13 protein-coding genes are annotated in these 16199 nt (G+C 70.4%); 9 read left to right on the top strand and 4 right to left on the bottom strand.

Going from position 1 to position 16199, the window contains the following annotated elements; genetic code table 11:
• Positions 1-130 precede the first annotated feature (130 nt).
• On the bottom strand, positions 131-784 hold the full coding sequence (gene fsa, locus OPU66_RS09715; RefSeq protein ID WP_498553429.1) for a fructose-6-phosphate aldolase: 654 nt from the start codon (positions 782-784) through the stop codon (positions 131-133).
• 129 nt (positions 785-913) lie between these two features.
• Here fsa and OPU66_RS09720 point away from each other — a divergent pair, with 129 nt between their 5' ends.
• The gene (locus OPU66_RS09720) at positions 914-2209 is read left to right on the top strand and encodes an aspartyl/asparaginyl beta-hydroxylase domain-containing protein (protein ID WP_498553430.1); all 1296 of its coding nucleotides are present in this window, start codon (positions 914-916) and stop codon (positions 2207-2209) included.
• Between the two features lie 33 nt (positions 2210-2242).
• Here the strand turns inward: OPU66_RS09720 and OPU66_RS09725 are convergent, their stop codons facing one another.
• Positions 2243-2740: a MarR family winged helix-turn-helix transcriptional regulator gene (locus OPU66_RS09725; protein ID WP_498553431.1), complete on the bottom strand. Its 498-nt coding sequence runs from the start codon at positions 2738-2740 to the stop codon at positions 2243-2245.
• A gap of 170 nt (positions 2741-2910) precedes the next feature.
• Between OPU66_RS09725 and OPU66_RS09730 the strand changes: the two genes are divergently transcribed.
• The 5 genes from OPU66_RS09730 (at position 2911) to OPU66_RS09750 (ending at position 9738) form a co-directional block, all read left to right on the top strand.
• Positions 2911-3333: an organic hydroperoxide resistance protein gene (locus OPU66_RS09730; protein ID WP_498553432.1), complete on the top strand. Its 423-nt coding sequence runs from the start codon at positions 2911-2913 to the stop codon at positions 3331-3333.
• Between the two features lie 74 nt (positions 3334-3407).
• Positions 3408-5576: a primosomal protein N' gene (locus tag OPU66_RS09735; RefSeq protein ID WP_498553433.1), complete on the top strand. Its 2169-nt coding sequence runs from the start codon at positions 3408-3410 to the stop codon at positions 5574-5576.
• 54 nt (positions 5577-5630) lie between these two features.
• The gene (locus tag OPU66_RS09740; RefSeq protein WP_498553434.1) at positions 5631-6512 is read left to right on the top strand and encodes an alpha/beta fold hydrolase; all 882 of its coding nucleotides are present in this window, start codon (positions 5631-5633) and stop codon (positions 6510-6512) included.
• Positions 6513-6529: 17 nt separating this feature from the next.
• Positions 6530-8101, top strand: coding sequence for a S1C family serine protease (locus tag OPU66_RS09745; protein WP_498553461.1), 1572 nt, complete (start codon positions 6530-6532; stop codon positions 8099-8101).
• A gap of 191 nt (positions 8102-8292) precedes the next feature.
• On the top strand, positions 8293-9738 hold the full coding sequence (locus OPU66_RS09750) for a hypothetical protein (RefSeq protein ID WP_498553435.1): 1446 nt from the start codon (positions 8293-8295) through the stop codon (positions 9736-9738).
• 88 nt (positions 9739-9826) lie between these two features.
• Here the strand turns inward: OPU66_RS09750 and ada are convergent, their stop codons facing one another.
• The gene (gene ada, locus OPU66_RS09755) at positions 9827-10933 is read right to left on the bottom strand and encodes a bifunctional DNA-binding transcriptional regulator/O6-methylguanine-DNA methyltransferase Ada (protein ID WP_498553436.1); all 1107 of its coding nucleotides are present in this window, start codon (positions 10931-10933) and stop codon (positions 9827-9829) included.
• A gap of 186 nt (positions 10934-11119) precedes the next feature.
• Complete coding sequence (locus OPU66_RS09760) at positions 11120-12832, bottom strand: methyl-accepting chemotaxis protein (protein WP_498553437.1); 1713 nt, start codon at positions 12830-12832, stop codon at positions 11120-11122.
• 240 nt (positions 12833-13072) lie between these two features.
• Between OPU66_RS09760 and OPU66_RS09765 the strand changes: the two genes are divergently transcribed.
• The 3 genes from OPU66_RS09765 to OPU66_RS09775 all read left to right on the top strand — a co-directional run bounded on the left by OPU66_RS09765 (position 13073) and on the right by OPU66_RS09775 (position 16137).
• A complete protein-coding gene (locus tag OPU66_RS09765) occupies positions 13073-13627 on the top strand; it encodes a F0F1 ATP synthase subunit delta (protein WP_498553438.1) in 555 nt (184 codons plus the stop codon).
• 2 nt (positions 13628-13629) lie between these two features.
• Positions 13630-15159, top strand: coding sequence for a F0F1 ATP synthase subunit alpha (gene atpA / locus OPU66_RS09770; protein ID WP_498553439.1), 1530 nt, complete (start codon positions 13630-13632; stop codon positions 15157-15159).
• Between the two features lie 93 nt (positions 15160-15252).
• The gene (locus tag OPU66_RS09775; protein ID WP_498553440.1) at positions 15253-16137 is read left to right on the top strand and encodes a F0F1 ATP synthase subunit gamma; all 885 of its coding nucleotides are present in this window, start codon (positions 15253-15255) and stop codon (positions 16135-16137) included.
• The last annotated feature ends 62 nt before the right edge of the window (positions 16138-16199 follow it).

Below are 16199 nucleotides of genomic sequence, written 5' to 3' on the forward strand. Positions count from 1 at the left end.
CCCCCACCCGGCCTCCCAACGGCAGGTTACGCTATGGGAGGCCGGGTGGGGGTGCGGGCCGGTGCCGTTCTTCCCAAACGAACAACTTCCGGTGCCGCTGTTACCAAGCGAACACGCGCGACTGTCCGCTTCAGCCGATGCTCTGGCCCGACTTGGCCCAGTCGGCCAGAAAGCCTTCAATGCCCTTGTCGGTCAGCGGATGGCGGACGAGCTGGCGGATCACCGAGGGCGGCATCGTCGCCACATCGGCACCGATGCGCGCCGATTCGAGCACATGCACCGGGTGGCGGACGCTCGCGACCAGGATCTCGGTGTCGAAACCGTAATTGTCGTAGATCAGCCGGATGTCGGAAATCAGCTGCATCCCGTCAAAGCCGTTATCGTCATGCCGGCCGACGAACGGCGAGATGAAGGTCGCGCCCGCCTTGGCGGCGAGCAGCGCCTGATTGGCGGAAAAGCACAGGGTGACGTTCACCATCGTGCCCTCCTCGGTCAGGCGGCGGCACGTCTTCAGCCCGTCGAGGGTCAGCGGCACCTTCACCGTCACATTGTCGGCGATACGGCGCAGGATATCGGCCTCGCGCATCATGCCGTCATGGTCGAGCGCGACCACTTCGGCCGACACCGGGCCGGGGACGATCGCGCAGATCTCGCGCACCACGTCGAGGAAATCGCGCCCTGCCTTGTGGATCAGCGACGGGTTGGTGGTCACGCCGTCGAGCAGGCCGGTTTCGGCCAGTTCGCGGATGTCGGCGGTATCGGCGGTGTCGACGAAGAATTTCATGGGGTGCATCCTGCTGCTGGGCTGGCCGGGCCATAGCCGCGCCCCGGCCCGGCGAACAAGCAGGATTGCGTCCGGGGACAATCGCAGAAGAATGATTGCCGGGCGCGTCCCCCCGATTATGGTGACGGCATGGCAAGCATGACGATGGACGGCCGCGTCGCCCAGCTGGTGAACGCGGCGCGGCAGGCGCAACAGGCGGGGCGGCTGGACGAGGCGGCGCAGCTGATGGAGCAGGCGCTGGCGCTGGCGCCGGACGATCCCCGCATTCTCAATGCGCTGGGCACGATCCGGCTGGGGCTGGGCCAGCCACAGGCAGCGCATGGCCTGTTCACCCGCGCGGCGGCGGCCGATCCGGGCGAACCGATCCTGTGGCTGAACGTCGCCCGCGCCTGCCGCGACATGGGCGACCATGGCGGCGAACAGGAGGCGCTCGACCGGGTGCTCGCCATCGATGCGCGCCATTTCGTCGCGCTGATCCGCAAGGGCCATCTCGCCGAACGCCGGGGCGAGGACAGCCGCGCGGCCGCGCTCTACGGTCAGGCGGCGGCCGTCGCCCCGCCCGAGACGCAGCTGCCGGCCGAGCTTGCCGCGCTGCTCGCCCATGGCCGCGATTTTGCCAGCGCCCGCCAGAGCGCGTTCGGCGCGGTCATCGACACGGCGATGGCAGAGGCGATGCAGGACCGCCCCCCGGCAGAGACGCGCCGGGTGCGCGCCGCGATCGACCGGATGCTCGGCCGCCGGCAGATCTACGCCAATGACTGTGCGGCGATGCACGTGCCGTTCCTGCCCGCCGACGAGTTTTTCGACCGCAGCCATTTTCCGTGGCTGGACGAGCTGGAAGCGGCGGCACCGGCGATCCGCGCCGAGCTTCAGGACCTGCTGGCGCATGGCGACACCGGGTTTGCGCCCTATGTCCAGTTTCCCTCCGGCTATCCGGAGAGCAAGTGGAGCGAGCTTGACCATTCCAAGCGGTGGAGCGCCTATTTCCTGTGGCGGCACGGCAAGAGGGTCGATGATCACTGCGCCCGCTGCCCGCAGACGGCGGCGCTGCTCGACCGGCTGCCGCTGGCCGACCATGCCGGGCGCGCGCCGACAGTGTTCCTCTCGCTGCTCCATCCGCGCACGCGCATCCCGCCGCACACCGGCGTCACCAATGCGCGCAGCATCGTCCATCTCGCGCTGATCGTGCCCGAGGGCTGCGGCTTCCGCGTCGGCGGCGAAACCCGGCAATGGGTGGAGGGCGAGGCGTTCGTGTTCGACGACACGATCGAGCATGAGGCGTGGAACGACAGCGACCAGCTGCGCGCGGTGCTGATCCTCGATACCTGGAACCCGCACATCCGCGCCGATGAGCGCGATCTTATCAATCGCTTCTTCGCCGCCGCCGACACCAGCGGCATGGACCCGTTTCCCGAAGAACACTGATCGCGGCGGCCGGGGGCGGGGCCGGCGGAAAGATCAGCCCGGCAAGGCTTCGGCGGCGGCGACCAGCCGGTCGCGCAGCTGCCCCAGCGCGGTGCGCAGCGCCCGCAGCTCGTCGACCGGGCAGCCGGTCGCGGCAAAGACGTGCAGCGGCACCCGCCCGGCCCGGTCGGCCAGCGCGCGCCCGGCCTCGGTCAGCGCCACCCGCACCTGCCGGCCATCGGCGGCACCGCGCCGGCGGACGATCAGCCCGGCCCGCTCGATCCGCTGGAGCAGCGGGGTGAGCGTGCTCGTCTCCAGCATCAGCCGCTCGCCGATCGCGCCCACCGTCTGATCGTCCTCGGCCCAGAGCACGAGCATCACCAGATATTGCGGATAGGTCAGCCCCAGCCGGTCGAGCAGCGGCTTGTAGAGCCGGTTGAACGCATGGGCGGTCGAATAGACGGCAAAGCACAGCTGGTTGTCGAGCGCGAGCGCCGTGCGCGCGGGATCGGCATCGGACATGGCAGGATCGGGCGGAACGGCATCGACCATCGCCCTATCCTATCGCCGCCGCCCCGGCTTGGCGAGCGGCACGGGCGGGACGGGGAATGTCCGGACGGGCGCGATCCGGGGACGGGTCTTGAAATGTGTCGTGCACGATATATCTTGCAGGCAGCGGCGGGCGGCAGGCCCGCGCCCCACCCCGATCAGGGAGATTTTCGATGGCCATTCTCTACACCGCCCATGCCAGCGCCACGGGCGGCCGCACCGGCAGCGCGCGCAGCGACGATGGCGCGCTCGATGTCCGGCTCGACACGCCGCGCGCGCTCGGCGGTCAGGGCGGGGCCGGCACCAATCCGGAGCAATTGTTCGCCGCCGGCTATGCCGCCTGTTTCCTGAGCGCGACCCGCTTCGTCGCCCAGCAGCAGGGCATTGCGGTTGCCGAGGATGCAGCGGTTGCCGCCAGCGTCGGCATCGGCCCCAATGCCGCGGGCGAAGGCTTTGGCCTGACGGTGGCGCTGTCCGTCACCCTGCCCGGCATGGAGCGCGCCGCCGCCGAGGCGCTGGTCGCCGCCGCCCACCGCGTCTGCCCCTACAGCAACGCCACGCGCGGCAATGTCGAGGTCAGCCTGACCATCGCCTGATCGCGGCATCATGTCAGCGCTTTTGCTGCGCGCGGCTTTGTAACCGCCGCGCGCAGCGCTATCTGCGGACGGCGATGTCGCGCGCCCGCATCCTCCTGACCAACGCCGCCCTCGGCCCGCTCGATTACCGGGTGCCCGCCGGCATGGCTGCGCCGCCCGGCACGATCGTGGTCGCGCCGCTCGGCCCGCGCCAGCTGACCGGGGTGGTGTGGGAGGCCGAGCACATGCCCTCGGCCGGCGAAGTCGGCGACAACCGGCTGCGCAACCTGATCGGCGTGCATGACGCGCCGCCGCTGCGCCCGGCGCTGCGCCGGCTGATCGAATGGACGGCCGATTATTATCTCGCGCCGCCCGCCGCCGTGCTGCGCATGGCGCTGCCCTCCACCTCGGCGCTGGATGGCGGGCGGACGGTGCTCGAATACCGGCTGACCGGCACCGCGCCCGACCGGCTGAGCCCGCAGCGCGACCGCGCGCTCGCCCGGCTGGTCGGCCGGCAGGGGCTGGTGCGCGAACTGGCCGCCCATGCCGAGGTGTCGGACGCGGTCATTCGCGGGCTGATCAAGGCCGGCGCGCTGGAAGCGGTCGAGGTCGCGCTCGACGCGCCCTATCCGCCCCCCGATCCCGACCATGCCCCGCCCGTGCTGTCGCCGGTGCAGGCCGAGGCGGCGGGGCAGCTGGCGGCGGCCGTGGACGCCCGCGCCTTCCAGCCCGTGCTGCTCGACGGCGTCACCGGATCGGGCAAGACCGAGGTCTATTTCGAGGCGATTGCGGCGGCGCTGCGCGGCGGGCGGCAGGCCTTAGTGCTGCTGCCCGAAATCGCGCTGACCGAGCCATTCCTCAAGCGCTTCGCCGCCCGGTTCGGGGTGATGCCGGTCGCCTGGCATTCCGATCTGCGCCAGTCCGAACGGCGGCGGGCCTGGCGGGCGATTGCGCAGGGGCAGGCCAGCGTCGTCGTCGGCGCGCGCTCGGCCCTGTTCCTGCCCTATGCCGATCTGGGCGTGATCATCGTCGATGAAGCGCATGAAACCAGCTTCAAGCAGGAAGAGGGCGTCGCCTATCACGCCCGCGACGTCGCGGTGATGCGCGGGCGGTTCGAGGCGATTCCGGTCATTCTCGCCTCGGCCACCCCGGCCATCGAGACCCGCCATCAGGTCGAGCTGGGCCGCTATCGCGAGCTGCGCCTGCCCGGCCGGCATGGCGGGGCGGAACTGCCCGCGATCACCGCCATCGACCTGATCGCCCAGCCGCCGCCGCGCGGCAGCTGGCTGGCCCCGCCGCTGGTCACCGCGCTTGGCGAGACACTGGCGCGCGGCGAGCAGGCGCTGCTGTTCCTCAACCGCCGCGGCTATGCCCCGCTCACCCTGTGCCGCAGCTGCGGCCACCGGTTCCAGTGCCCCAATTGCACCGCTTGGCTGGTCGAACACCGGCTGATCCACCGGCTGCAATGCCATCATTGCGGGCTGGTCGCGCCGCCGCCCGCCCAATGCCCGGAATGCAAGGCCGAGGACAGTCTGGTCGCCTGCGGGCCGGGCGTGGAACGCATCGCCGATGAGGTCGCGGCCCTGTTTCCCGATGCGCCGCGCGCCGTCGTCACCTCCGACACGCTCTGGTCGCCGGCGCGGGCGGCGGAGTTCGTCCGGCGGATGGAGGCGGGCGAGATCGCGGTGGTGATCGGCACCCAGCTGGTCACCAAGGGCTATCATTTCCCCAACCTCACGCTGGTCGGCGTGGTCGATGCCGATCTGGGGCTGGCCGGGGGCGATCTGCGCGCGGCCGAGCGGACGTTCCAGCAGATCGCCCAGGTCGCCGGGCGTGCCGGGCGCGGGGCCAAGCCGGGGCAGGTGTTCATCCAGACCCATGATCCGGCCGCCCCGGTGATCCAGGCGCTGGTCAGCGGCGATGCCGACAGCTTCTATGCCGCCGAAACCGAGACGCGGCGGCTGGCCGGGGCGCCGCCCTTTGGCCGGATGGCGGCGATCATCGTGTCGTCCGAACAGGCCAATGCCGCAGTCGAGACGGCGCGGATGATCGGCCGCGCCGCGCCCGATGACGGGCAGATCCATGTGTTCGGGCCGGCCCCCGCGCCGCTGGCGATGCTGCGCGGCCGCCACCGCCACCGGCTGCTCGTCCATGCGCCGCGCAGCGCCGATCTGCAGGGGATGATCCGGGGCTGGCTGGGCGGGCTGAACTGGCCGGGGAGCGTGCGGGTGGCGGTCGACGTTGATCCATACAGCTTTCTTTGACCGCGCACCCGGCCTAGAAGTGGCGGCGCAACCCATGGAAAAGGCCGACCGATCATGCGTCACCTGCTTGCCGCCCTTGCCCCTGTCGCCATTCTGGCGAGCGTCGCTGCACCGGCGGCCGCCGCCCCCTTCGCCTCCGACCGGATCAGCGTGACCGTCAGCGGCAGCGGGCCGGACGTGATCCTGGTGCCGGGGCTGACGTCCAGCCCGCGCATCTGGACCGATCTGACCGCGGCCCTGCCCGGCTATCGCTATCATCTGGTGCAGGTGCGCGGCTTTGCCGGCACGCCGGCCGGCGGCAACCAGAGCGGCGAGGTCGTCGCGCGCGTCGCCGACGAGGTCGCCCGCTATGCCGCCGACCAGAAGCTGACCGCGCCCGCGCTGATCGGCCATTCGATGGGCGGCACCATCGGCATGATGGTCGCCGCCCGCCATCCCGGCCGTATCGGGCGGCTGATGGTGGTCGACATGGTGCCGTTCATGGGCACGTTCATCGGCGGCCCGGCGGCGACGGTCGAGAGCATCCGGCCGATGGCGCAGCAGATCACCGCGCAGATGGCCAAGGCCCCGCCCGAGCAGCGCCGCCAGAATGCGGTGATGACGCTTGCCACGATGATCAAGACCGAGGCCGCGCGCCCCGGCCCGATCGAGGACAGCGAGAAGAGCGACCCGGCGGTGGTCGCCAGCGCCTATGCCGAGCTGATGCTCACCGATCTGCGCCCCGAACTGGCGCGCATCGCGGTGCCGACCACGGTGCTGTATGTGAAGCCGCCGCAGCTGCCGATCACCGACCAGCAGATGGCGTCGTTCTACGAAACCCAGTTTGCCGGCATTTCCGGGGTGAAGCTGGTGCAGGTGCCCGACAGCTATCACTTCATCATGCTCGATCAGCCGCAGCGCTTCCGCGAGGATGTGAAGGCGTTTCTCGCCAACTGACGGCACGGGTGACGGCGATGTTTCCACAGCGGCGCGGGTGGCGGGCGATGCGGCTGGCCCCGGCGCTGCTGCTTGCCCTGCTGCCGGGAATGCCGGCACGGGCGCAGGACAATCTCGACGTGCAGGCGGCAAGCCGCAGCGTCGTGCGCGTCGTCGTCGTCGGGCTTGAGGGCGGCAGCCCGAGCGGCATCGGCACGGGCAGCGGCGTTGCCGTCGCGCCCGACCGGATCCTGACCAACGCCCATGTGCTTGCCGACGCCGCCGATGGCAATGCGATCATCGGCATCGTGCCGTCCGAGGGGCGGCAGCGTTTCACCGGCCGGCTGGTCGCCATCGACACACGCCGCGATCTGGCGCTGATCCAGCTGACCGAGGGGCGGGTCGAACCCGCGACCATCGCCACCGGGGCGGTGCCCGACGGCGCGGCGGTGGCGGCGGTGGGCTATCCCTATTCGGTCGACCGGGCGCGCGAGCTGTCCGCCGAAGGCTTTGTCACTCCTCAGGCTCCGGTCAAAAGCTGGGGGCGGGTGTCGTCGGGCGCGTCGTCGCAGCGGTTCGACACCGTGCTCCACGACGCGTCGATCGGGCGCGGCAACAGCGGCGGCCCGCTGGTCGACAGCTGCGGCCGCGTGGTCGGCATCAACAGTTTCGTGAGCAATTCCGAAGGCATTGACGCGGTGTTCGGCTTTGCGGTGTCGGCGCGCGAGTTGGTCCCGTTTCTGCGCGAGGCCGGGGTCAAGCCGCGCACCACCGCGATTGGCTGCCGCTCGGCAACCGAACAGGCGGCGCTCGACGACCGGCTGGCGCGCGAGGAAGCCGAACAGGCCGCCGCCGAGCGCGACCGGGCGGATACGGCCGAAGACCGGGACGAAGCCCGCCGCCAGACGATCCGCGACCGGATCGCGGCGGAGCGCGAGGCGCGGATCGGCATCGCGATGCTCGCACTGGCTTTTGCGACCTTCGGGGCCAATGCGGCGCTGATGATGGCGCTGCAGCGCGACCGGCGGCTGGCGCTTGCCGCTCTGGCCGGCACCGGGCTGATGCTTGCCGGCGGGGCGATTGCCTGGGGCACGCGCCCCGATTTCGACGAGGTCGATGCAAGGCTGGCCGCCGAACGCCGGACGGCCACGCCCCCGGCCCGCGCCGCCGCCGCGCCCGGCGGCACCGGGCCGCGCCGGTGCCGGCTCGACCTTGCCCGCAGCCGGGTGACGATTTCCGACCCGGCCGATTTCACGCTCGACTGGGGGGCGGCAGGCTGTGCCGATGGCAGCAGCCAGTTTGCCGAGGTCGAGGGCACATGGCTGCGCGCCGAACTGCCCGCCGGGCAGGCGGCGGCCGATATCCGCAGCTTCGATCCCGCAACCGGGGGCTACCGCATCGACCGCTATCTGCTGTCGGCCGATCAGGCGGCGGCGGCGCGCGCGCTTGCCGCCCGCTATCCGGCACGCACGTGCAGCCCGGAGACCGTCGGAATGGTGGCAACGCTCGCCACCGCGATCCGCGACGTGCTGCCGCCCGCGCCCAATGAACGGCTGATCTATCGCTGCGACACGCAACAAGGGGCTGGACCGGCAAAACCGGCGCGCTAATCTCTTCCCCGGGGATGGGGGAGATTAGGGGCATGCTGCGCGCGGTTCTGCTTGGCATTTTTCTGTCAATTTCGGCACATGCTGATGCCGCATGGAATATCTCCAGATCGGATCATTTTACGATCTACTCTGAAGATTCACCGGAAAAACTCCGCAGATTTGCCGAAGATCTTGAACGCTTCGACGCCGGGATGCGGCTGCTGCGCAATATTCCCCAATTCGCTGACAGCCCGTCCAACCGCCTGACGATCTTTCTCCTCGGCTCCACGAGCGAAGTGGCGCAGCTTTACGGCAAGGGCGGATCATATGTCGCGGGCTTCTACGTCGCCCGCGCCGGGCGCTCGTTTGCCGTCGTGCCGCGGCGAGGCGGGCTGGAGGAAGAGGATCTGACCACGACGAACGTGCTGCTGCACGAATATGGGCATCATTTTCTCGCGCGACAGACGGTGGCAGCGCTGCCGGCCTGGCTCAAGGAAGGGCTGAGCGAATTCGGTTCGACCACCAAGTTCGCCGACGATGGATCGATCGAGGTCGGGCGCCCCGCGGTCCACCGGGCGGCGGAGCTGATGGGCGGTCCGCGTGTGTCCATCGCCGATCTTCTTTCGGGCAGCTTTCGCGGCCTGCATCCCGATCAGCTGGCGACAGCCTATGGCCAGGGCTGGCTGCTGACCCATTTCCTCACCTTTACCGACACGCGCCAGGGCCAGCTGGTCGACTATTTGAAGCGGATGAATGCCGGCGAAGACCCCGTGGCCGCGGCCAGGGCGGCATTTGGCGACATCAAGCGGCTGGGCATCGAGTTGCAGAAATATCTGACCAACAACCGGTTCCGGTATCTGCGCATCCCCGCCGAATCGCTGAAGATCGGACCGGTCTCGGTCGAGCCGCTGTCCGCCGGGGCCTCGGCGATGATGCCCGTCTACATGCGGGTGCGGCGCGGCGCGGAGGGGCCGCGCGCGGCAGAGCTCGCCACCCGTGCGCGGGCAATCGCTGCCCTTCATCCCGACGACGCCTTCGTCCAGCTGGCGCTGGCGGAAGCGCTGCTCGGCGCAGGAGACGCCGCCGCCGCCGAGCAGGCGGCGGAGCGGGCACTGGCTGCCGAGCCGAAATCGGTTGCAGCGCTGATCGCGCGCGGATCGGCGGCACTGGCGCGACTGGCCGAAGCGGCCAAGGCGGGAGCCCCCGCTCCGGATGCAGCGCAGTGGGACAGCGCACGGCGCTGGTTGTTGCGGGCGAACCGGATCGAACCGGATTCGCCCGAAACGCTGATGCTTTTCCATCGCAGCTTCCGGATGCAGGGCATCGAGCCGCCCGCCAATGCCGCCGACGCGCTCTACCGTGCCGCCGAGCTTGCCCCCGAGGACCGCCTTTTGCGGCTGGTGGTCGCCGCGCAATATCTGGCGGCCGGGCGCCCTGCCGAGGCGCGGCGGGCGCTGGCCACCAGCGCAAATGATCCGCACCCAGGCCAGCTCGGGGCCTTTGCCGGCCGGCTGATCGAGGCGATCGACGGCAACAGGCCCGGCGAGGCCGCCCGGCTGGCCGCCATGGTGGACGGCACGCCTGCCGGTCAGGCGGATGAAGGGGCGGGAGAGAGCACGGGAGACGGGGCGAAAACCGGCGACGGGCCGGCGGATTGATTAACGGCTTGCCGCAGGTGCAGGCCGGGATGAGCCACCTGGCCGGGCCAGCGCGACACCGCCGTGCCCGACTGCTCAATCCAACTCATCAGTCCGGCGCATCCCCGGCCTCGCCGCGAACCGGCGCGCCTTCGCGCACCAGCAAGGCCGCTTTGCGGTCCAGCCCCCAGGCATAGCCGCCCATGCTGCCATCGCCGCGCAGCGCGCGGTGGCAGGGGATGAGCACGGCGACCTGATTGGCCCCGCACGCGCTGCCCGCCGCGCGTGCGGCACCGGGGCGACCGGCGCGCGCGGCGAGGGCGGCATAGCTGACCGTCTCGCCCGGGGGCACGCGCGCCAGTTCGCGCCAGACGGCCTGCTGAAACGCGGTGCCGGCGATGTCGAGCGGCAGATCATGCGCCGCCCCGGGCCGGGCGACCGCTGCCACCGCCGCCGCGACCAGCCCGTCAAGCGCCGGCCCGCCCGGTTCGATCACCGCATGGGGAAAGCGCGCGCGCAACGCGGCTGCATCCTCTTCGAACGCCAGCCGGCAAATCCCCCGGTCGGTGGCGGCGAGCAGCATCGGCCCCAGCGCCGTCTCCGCCACGGCCCAGCGGATGGTGACGCCGCGCCCGCCATCGCGCCATGCGCTCGGGCTCATGCCAAGCCGGTTCTTCGCATCGGCATAAAAGCGGCTCGGGCCGGAATAGCCGGCTTCGTAAATCGCATCGGTCACGCGGGCGTCTCCGAGAAGGGCGGCTTCGGCGCGGCGGGCGCGCAGGGCGCGGGCATAATCGGCCGGGGTGATCCCGGTCGCGCGCCGGAACAGCCGGTGGAAATGGGCGGGCGAATAGCCGGTGGCGGCGGCCAGCGCGGCCAAGGGCACCGGCGCATCGGCCGCCGCGATCACATCGACTGCGCGGGCGAGCGCCGCCGCATCGCGCGCCACCTCGTCCGGGCGGCAGCGCCGGCACGGGCGCAGCCCCGCCGCCCGCGCCGCCGCGCCATCGCCGAAGAAGCGGACATTGGCCCGCCCCGGATGCCGCGCCGTACAGCTTGGCCGGCAATAAATGCCCGTGGTCAGCACGCCGGTCACGAACCGCCCGTCAAAAGCCCGGTCGCGGCGCAGCACGGCGGCCCAGGCAAGGTCGGCGTCGATCGGCTCCGCGCCCGATCCGGCGGGCAGGTCGACAGGAACTTTGGCAGGCGCGGACATGACCGCGCCCTTGTGCGCCGCCGCCGGTCGGGCGGCAAGCGCGCAGGGGGCGGTGGGCAATGGGGCCGGCGGGCGACGGTTGGGAGCGGACATGGCGGCGACCCTTTGATTGAGCGGGCGTCCGTGATGCCCGCCCGGCGCGGCCGCCGCATCCCGCGGCTTGCGGTCAAAAGAAACCGGCCGGGATCAGGCCGCCCTGACCGACGCCATCAGATCCTGCACCTCGCGGCTGAGCAGATCGGACTGGCGGGCGATTTCCTCCGACAGCGCCGACAGATCATCGGCATTGCGGCGTGCGGCAAGCGCGCGGCCCTGCAACTGGCCCATGCCGGCGGCGACATTGCTCGTCCCCTGTTCGACATCGGCGATGGCGGTCGAAATCGCCGCACTCGCCCCGCTTTGCTGGGCGACAGCCTCGGCGATCCGGCACGCCGCCCCGTCCAGCGCCTCGACCAGTCGCTGCACATCGCTGCTCGACTGGACGACGCCGCGCGCCATGCCGTCAATCTCGCGCAGCCGGGTGTCGATCTGCGCGGCGGCGGCCTGGGTCTGGCGGGCCAGCGCCTTCACCTCATCGGCGACGACCGCAAAGCCGCGCCCCGAATCGCCGGCGCGGGTCGCCTCGATGGCGGCGTTGATCGCGAGCATGTTGGTCTGGCTGGCAATCGCGCCGATCAGCGACAGCACATCGGCCACCTCGCGCAGCAAAGCATCGAGCGCGGCGGCGCGGGCGCGATTCGCCGCCGTCTGGTCGCGCACCACCGCGACATGGCCGCGCGTCTGATCGGCCTCGGCACTGATCCCGCCAATCGCCTCGACCAAGGCGGCGGCATTGGTCGAAATCACCCGCATCCCCGCCGCCGTATGCCCGGCCATGTCGGCAGCGAGCCGGGCGCTCGCCTCGGTATCGTCGGCGCGTTGCAGCGTGGCGGAGGCGGCCTCGCGCATCTGCCGGCCGGCCGCCGCCAGCGTGCCGACGATGCGCGCCAGATCCTGCCCGAAACGCGCGAACAGCGCATCGAGCCGCGCCGCGCGTTCATCGCGCGCCAGCAGCGCCGCGCGCTCGCGCTCGGCCAGGTCGCGGGCCATGCGCTCGCGCTGCTTTTCCAGCCGCCGCGCCTCGATCGCCCGGTCGCGGGCATAAGCCAGCGCGCGCGCCAGCTCGCCAATCTCGTCGTCACGGTCGAGGAACGGGATCGGCTGGTCGCGCGAATCGATCCGCCGCGTCGCCTCGGCAATCGCGGCCAGCGGGTCGCTGATCCGCCGCCGCCCGACCCCGGCCGCCCACCACGCCACCCCCGCCGCCCCGGCGAGCAGCACCGACACGGCAATGCCGGCGATCAGGAAAAACCGGTTGAGCCGCGCCTTTTCATGCGCGGCATCGGCGCGCAGCGCGGCGATCAGCAGCCCGCTCGACACGGTCAGCGGGTCGATCCCGGCATAAAGTTCGCCGTTCACGAAGAAATCCAGATCCTCGACCTGCCCCCGGCGCAGCATCTTGAGCAGCGCCCGGGTCGCGGCGCGGGCGGTGACGATATCGTCGCTGACCAGCCGAACGGCGTTGCGATGCGCGCGCGGCATCGGCCGGGCGGCAAAGCGCCGCCACTGCGCATCGATGCGCGGCAGCGAGCTGTTGATCGCGCTGATCGCCCCCGCAGGTGCCAGCAGCCCGCCCTTAACCTTGTGGGCGAGCGCCAGTGCATCGGTATAGCCGTCGACCACCGCCTGAAGCTCGCCAATCGGCTCGATCCGGTCGTCGACCAGCGTGTAGAGCGTGTGCCGCGCGGTCAGCGTGCCGGCCGCCAGCGCCAGCGCGAGCAGCGCCTGAAGCGCGATCATCGCCGCCGTCAGCCGGGCGATTCGCCCGCGAATGGACCGGTCGCGGACAAGTCTGGTCAAGATTGCGTTCACCGCATTCATGCCCCGTCCCTGCCGCGCCAATGGCCAATAAAGCGTTATCCGGGCGTGACGATTTGATGAAAGGCGCGAACCCCGGCGGATGCGCGCATCGGCGGCCGCCGACGCGAGCGGCTTGCATCGCGGGGGGCGCTTTGCTAACCGCGCCGCGACCTCGCCGGGCGCGTCCGCGCGCACCCTTTGTCGCGGGGAAGCTATCCTGTCTTGGAGGACATTGAGCGCGTGGAGACATCCGGCGGCATTGGGGCCAGCCTCGCAGGGCGCTATGCGACGGCATTGTTCGAGCTTGCGCGCGAACAGGATCGCATCGGCCCGGTCGAAACCAGCCTGGCAACGCTCAGCGACGCGCTCGCCCAGTCGGCCGAACTGCGCGCGCTGACCACCAGCCCGGTGCTGTCGCGCGCCGACGCGCTGAAGGGCGTGGCGGCAATCGCCGCGCCGCTCGGCCTTGATCCGCTCGCGGCCCGCTTCCTCGGCGTCCTCGCGCAGAATCGCCGGCTGGCTGAACTGCCGGCGGTGATCCGCGCGTTCGGCATCCTCGCCCGCCAGCATCGCGGCGAAACCAGCGCCGAGGTCGTCTCGGCCCATCCGCTCGACGACGCGCAGGTGGCAAGCCTCAAGGCCGAACTGGCCCGGCGGGTCGGCCGCGACGTCTCGGTCTCGCTCAAGGTCGATCCTGCCCTGCTCGGCGGTCTGGTCGTGCGCATCGGCAGCCAGATGATCGACAGCTCGATCCGCACCCGTCTCTCCTCCCTCGCGCACGCGATGAAAGGCTAATCATGGATATCCGCGCCGCAGAAATCTCGAAGGTCATCAAGGACCAGATCGCCAGCTTCGGCACCGAGGCCCAGGTTTCGGAAACCGGCCAGGTGCTGTCGGTCGGCGACGGCATCGCGCGCGTCTGGGGTCTGGACAATGTGCAGGCCGGCGAAATGGTCGAGTTCGCCAACGGCATCCAGGGCATGGCGCTCAACCTTGAAGCCGACAATGTCGGCGTCGTGATCTTCGGCTCCGACGCCGGCATCCGCGAAGGCGACACCGTCAAGCGCACCGGCACCATCGTCGACGTGCCGGTGGGCAAGGGCCTGCTCGGCCGCGTGGTCGACGGCCTTGGCAACCCGATCGACGGCAAGGGCCCGATCGAGTTCACCGAGCGCCGCCGCGCCGATGTGAAGGCGCCGGGCATCATCCCGCGCAAGTCGGTGCACGAGCCGGTGCAGACCGGCCTGAAGGCGATTGACGCGCTCGTCCCCGTCGGCCGCGGCCAGCGCGAGCTGATCATCGGCGACCGCCAGACCGGCAAGACCGCCGTCGCGATCGACACCTTCATCAACCAGAAGACGGCGAACGCCGGCACCGACGAATCGAAGAAGCTGTATTGCATCTACGTCGCCGTCGGTCAGAAGCGCTCGACGGTCGCGCAGATCGTGCGGATGCTCGAAGAAAATGGCGCGATGGAATATTCGATCGTGGTCGCCGCGACCGCGTCAGACCCCGCCCCGCTGCAGTTCCTCGCGCCCTATACGGCGTGCGCGATGGGCGAATATTTCCGCGACAACGGCATGCACGCGCTGATCGTTTACGACGATCTGTCGAAGCAGGCGGTTGCCTATCGCCAGATGTCGCTGCTGCTGCGCCGTCCGCCGGGCCGCGAAGCCTATCCGGGCGACGTGTTCTACCTGCACAGCCGCCTGCTCGAGCGCGCCGCCAAGCTCAACGACGACAATGGCAATGGCTCGCTGACCGCGCTGCCGATCATCGAGACGCAGGCGGGCGACGTGTCGGCCTATATCCCGACCAACGTGATCTCGATCACCGACGGCCAGATCTTCCTTGAAACCGACCTGTTCTTCGCGGGCATCCGCCCGGCGATCAACGTCGGCCTGTCGGTCAGCCGCGTCGGCTCGTCCGCGCAGACCAAGGCGATGAAGAAGGTGTCCGGCTCGATCAAGCTGGAGCTGGCCCAGTATCGCGAAATGGCCGCCTTCGCCCAGTTCGGCTCGGACCTCGACGCCTCGACCCAGAAGCTGCTCAACCGCGGCGCGCGCCTGACCGAGCTGCTCAAGCAGCCGCAGTTCAGCCCGCTGCCGTTCGAAGAGCAGACCGTGTCGATCTTTGCCGGCACCAGCGGCTATCTCGACGCGATCCCGGTCGATGCGGTCACCCGCTATGAAGCCGCGATGCTGGCCGACATGCGCGCCAACCATGCCGGCATTCTGGCGGCGATCCGCGACAGCCGCGATCTGGGCGACGATGTGAAGACGAAGCTCAAGGCCGCGCTCGACCAGTTCGCGAAGACCTTTGCGTAAACTCTGAACGGGAGGGGCGTTCCCTCCCGTTTGCGGCAGGCGGCCGGGGCGACAGCGCACCCGGCCCGCCCGCCAGACCGGAAGCTTGACCAGATGGCCAGTCTCAAGGCGCTCAAAATCCGCATCGGCTCGGTGAAGTCGACGCAGAAGATCACCAAGGCGATGAAGACCGTCGCCGCCGCCAAGCTGAAGCGCGCGCAGGACGCGGCCATGGCCGGCCGCCCCTATGCCGAGCGGCTGGGCGCGGTGATGGCCTCGCTTGCCGGGCGGGTGACGATCAGCGCCGCCACGCCGCGGCTGCTGGCGGGCACCGGCCGCGACGCCGTGCACCTGATCGTCGTCGCAACGTCCGAGCGCGGGCTGGCCGGCGGCTTCAACACAAACATCGTCCGCCTCGCCCGCCGCAAGGCCGAGGAGCTGATCGCGGCCGGCAAGACGGTGCGGTTCTACATTGTCGGCCGCAAGGGCCGGGCGGCGATCCGCCGCTTCTTCCCGTCGATGATCCTTGCCGATCACGACATGAGCCATGCCAAGACCGCGCGGTTCGACGATGCGCAGGCAATCGCCCGCGACCTGATCGCCCGCTTCGACGCCGGCGAGTTCGATGTCGCGCACCTGATCTTCTCGCGCTTCCAGTCGGCGCTGGTGCAGGAACCGGTCGCGCGGCAGATCATCCCGGCGGCGATCGACACCGGCGGCGCGGCCGCGGGGGCCGGCGCGTCGGCGGCAGTCGAATATGAACCCGACGAGGAAGCGATCCTCGCTGATCTGCTGCCCAAGAATGTGGCGATCCAGATCTATTCGGCGCTGCTTGAAAACCAGGCTGGCTTCTTCGGCGCGCAGATGACCGCGATGGACAATGCGACCCGCAATGCCGGCGACATGATCAACCGCCTGACCATCCAGTATAACCGCACGCGCCAGGCGGCGATCACCACCGAACTGGTCGAAATCATCTCGGGCGCGGAAGCCCTGTAACTTTAGCGAACATCCCCTGCCGCACCGGCACGGGGCGACAGGAACGAAGGCAAGGACAACGC

The organism is Sphingomonas sp. URJC2, assembly GCF_059803575.1.

Coding starts and splice junctions, on each gene's coding strand:
- fsa (WP_498553429.1), bottom strand. CDS start 784: ATGAAATTCTTCGTCGACACCGCCGATACCGCCGACATCCGCGAACTG.
- OPU66_RS09720 (WP_498553430.1), top strand. CDS start 914: ATGGCAAGCATGACGATGGACGGCCGCGTCGCCCAGCTGGTGAACGCG.
- OPU66_RS09725 (WP_498553431.1), bottom strand. CDS start 2,740: ATGGTCGATGCCGTTCCGCCCGATCCTGCCATGTCCGATGCCGATCCC.
- OPU66_RS09730 (WP_498553432.1), top strand. CDS start 2,911: ATGGCCATTCTCTACACCGCCCATGCCAGCGCCACGGGCGGCCGCACC.
- OPU66_RS09735 (WP_498553433.1), top strand. CDS start 3,408: ATGTCGCGCGCCCGCATCCTCCTGACCAACGCCGCCCTCGGCCCGCTC.
- OPU66_RS09740 (WP_498553434.1), top strand. CDS start 5,631: ATGCGTCACCTGCTTGCCGCCCTTGCCCCTGTCGCCATTCTGGCGAGC.
- OPU66_RS09745 (WP_498553461.1), top strand. CDS start 6,530: ATGTTTCCACAGCGGCGCGGGTGGCGGGCGATGCGGCTGGCCCCGGCG.
- OPU66_RS09750 (WP_498553435.1), top strand. CDS start 8,293: ATGCGGCTGCTGCGCAATATTCCCCAATTCGCTGACAGCCCGTCCAAC.
- ada (WP_498553436.1), bottom strand. CDS start 10,933: ATGTCCGCGCCTGCCAAAGTTCCTGTCGACCTGCCCGCCGGATCGGGC.
- atpA (WP_498553439.1), top strand. CDS start 13,630: ATGGATATCCGCGCCGCAGAAATCTCGAAGGTCATCAAGGACCAGATC.
- OPU66_RS09775 (WP_498553440.1), top strand. CDS start 15,253: ATGGCCAGTCTCAAGGCGCTCAAAATCCGCATCGGCTCGGTGAAGTCG.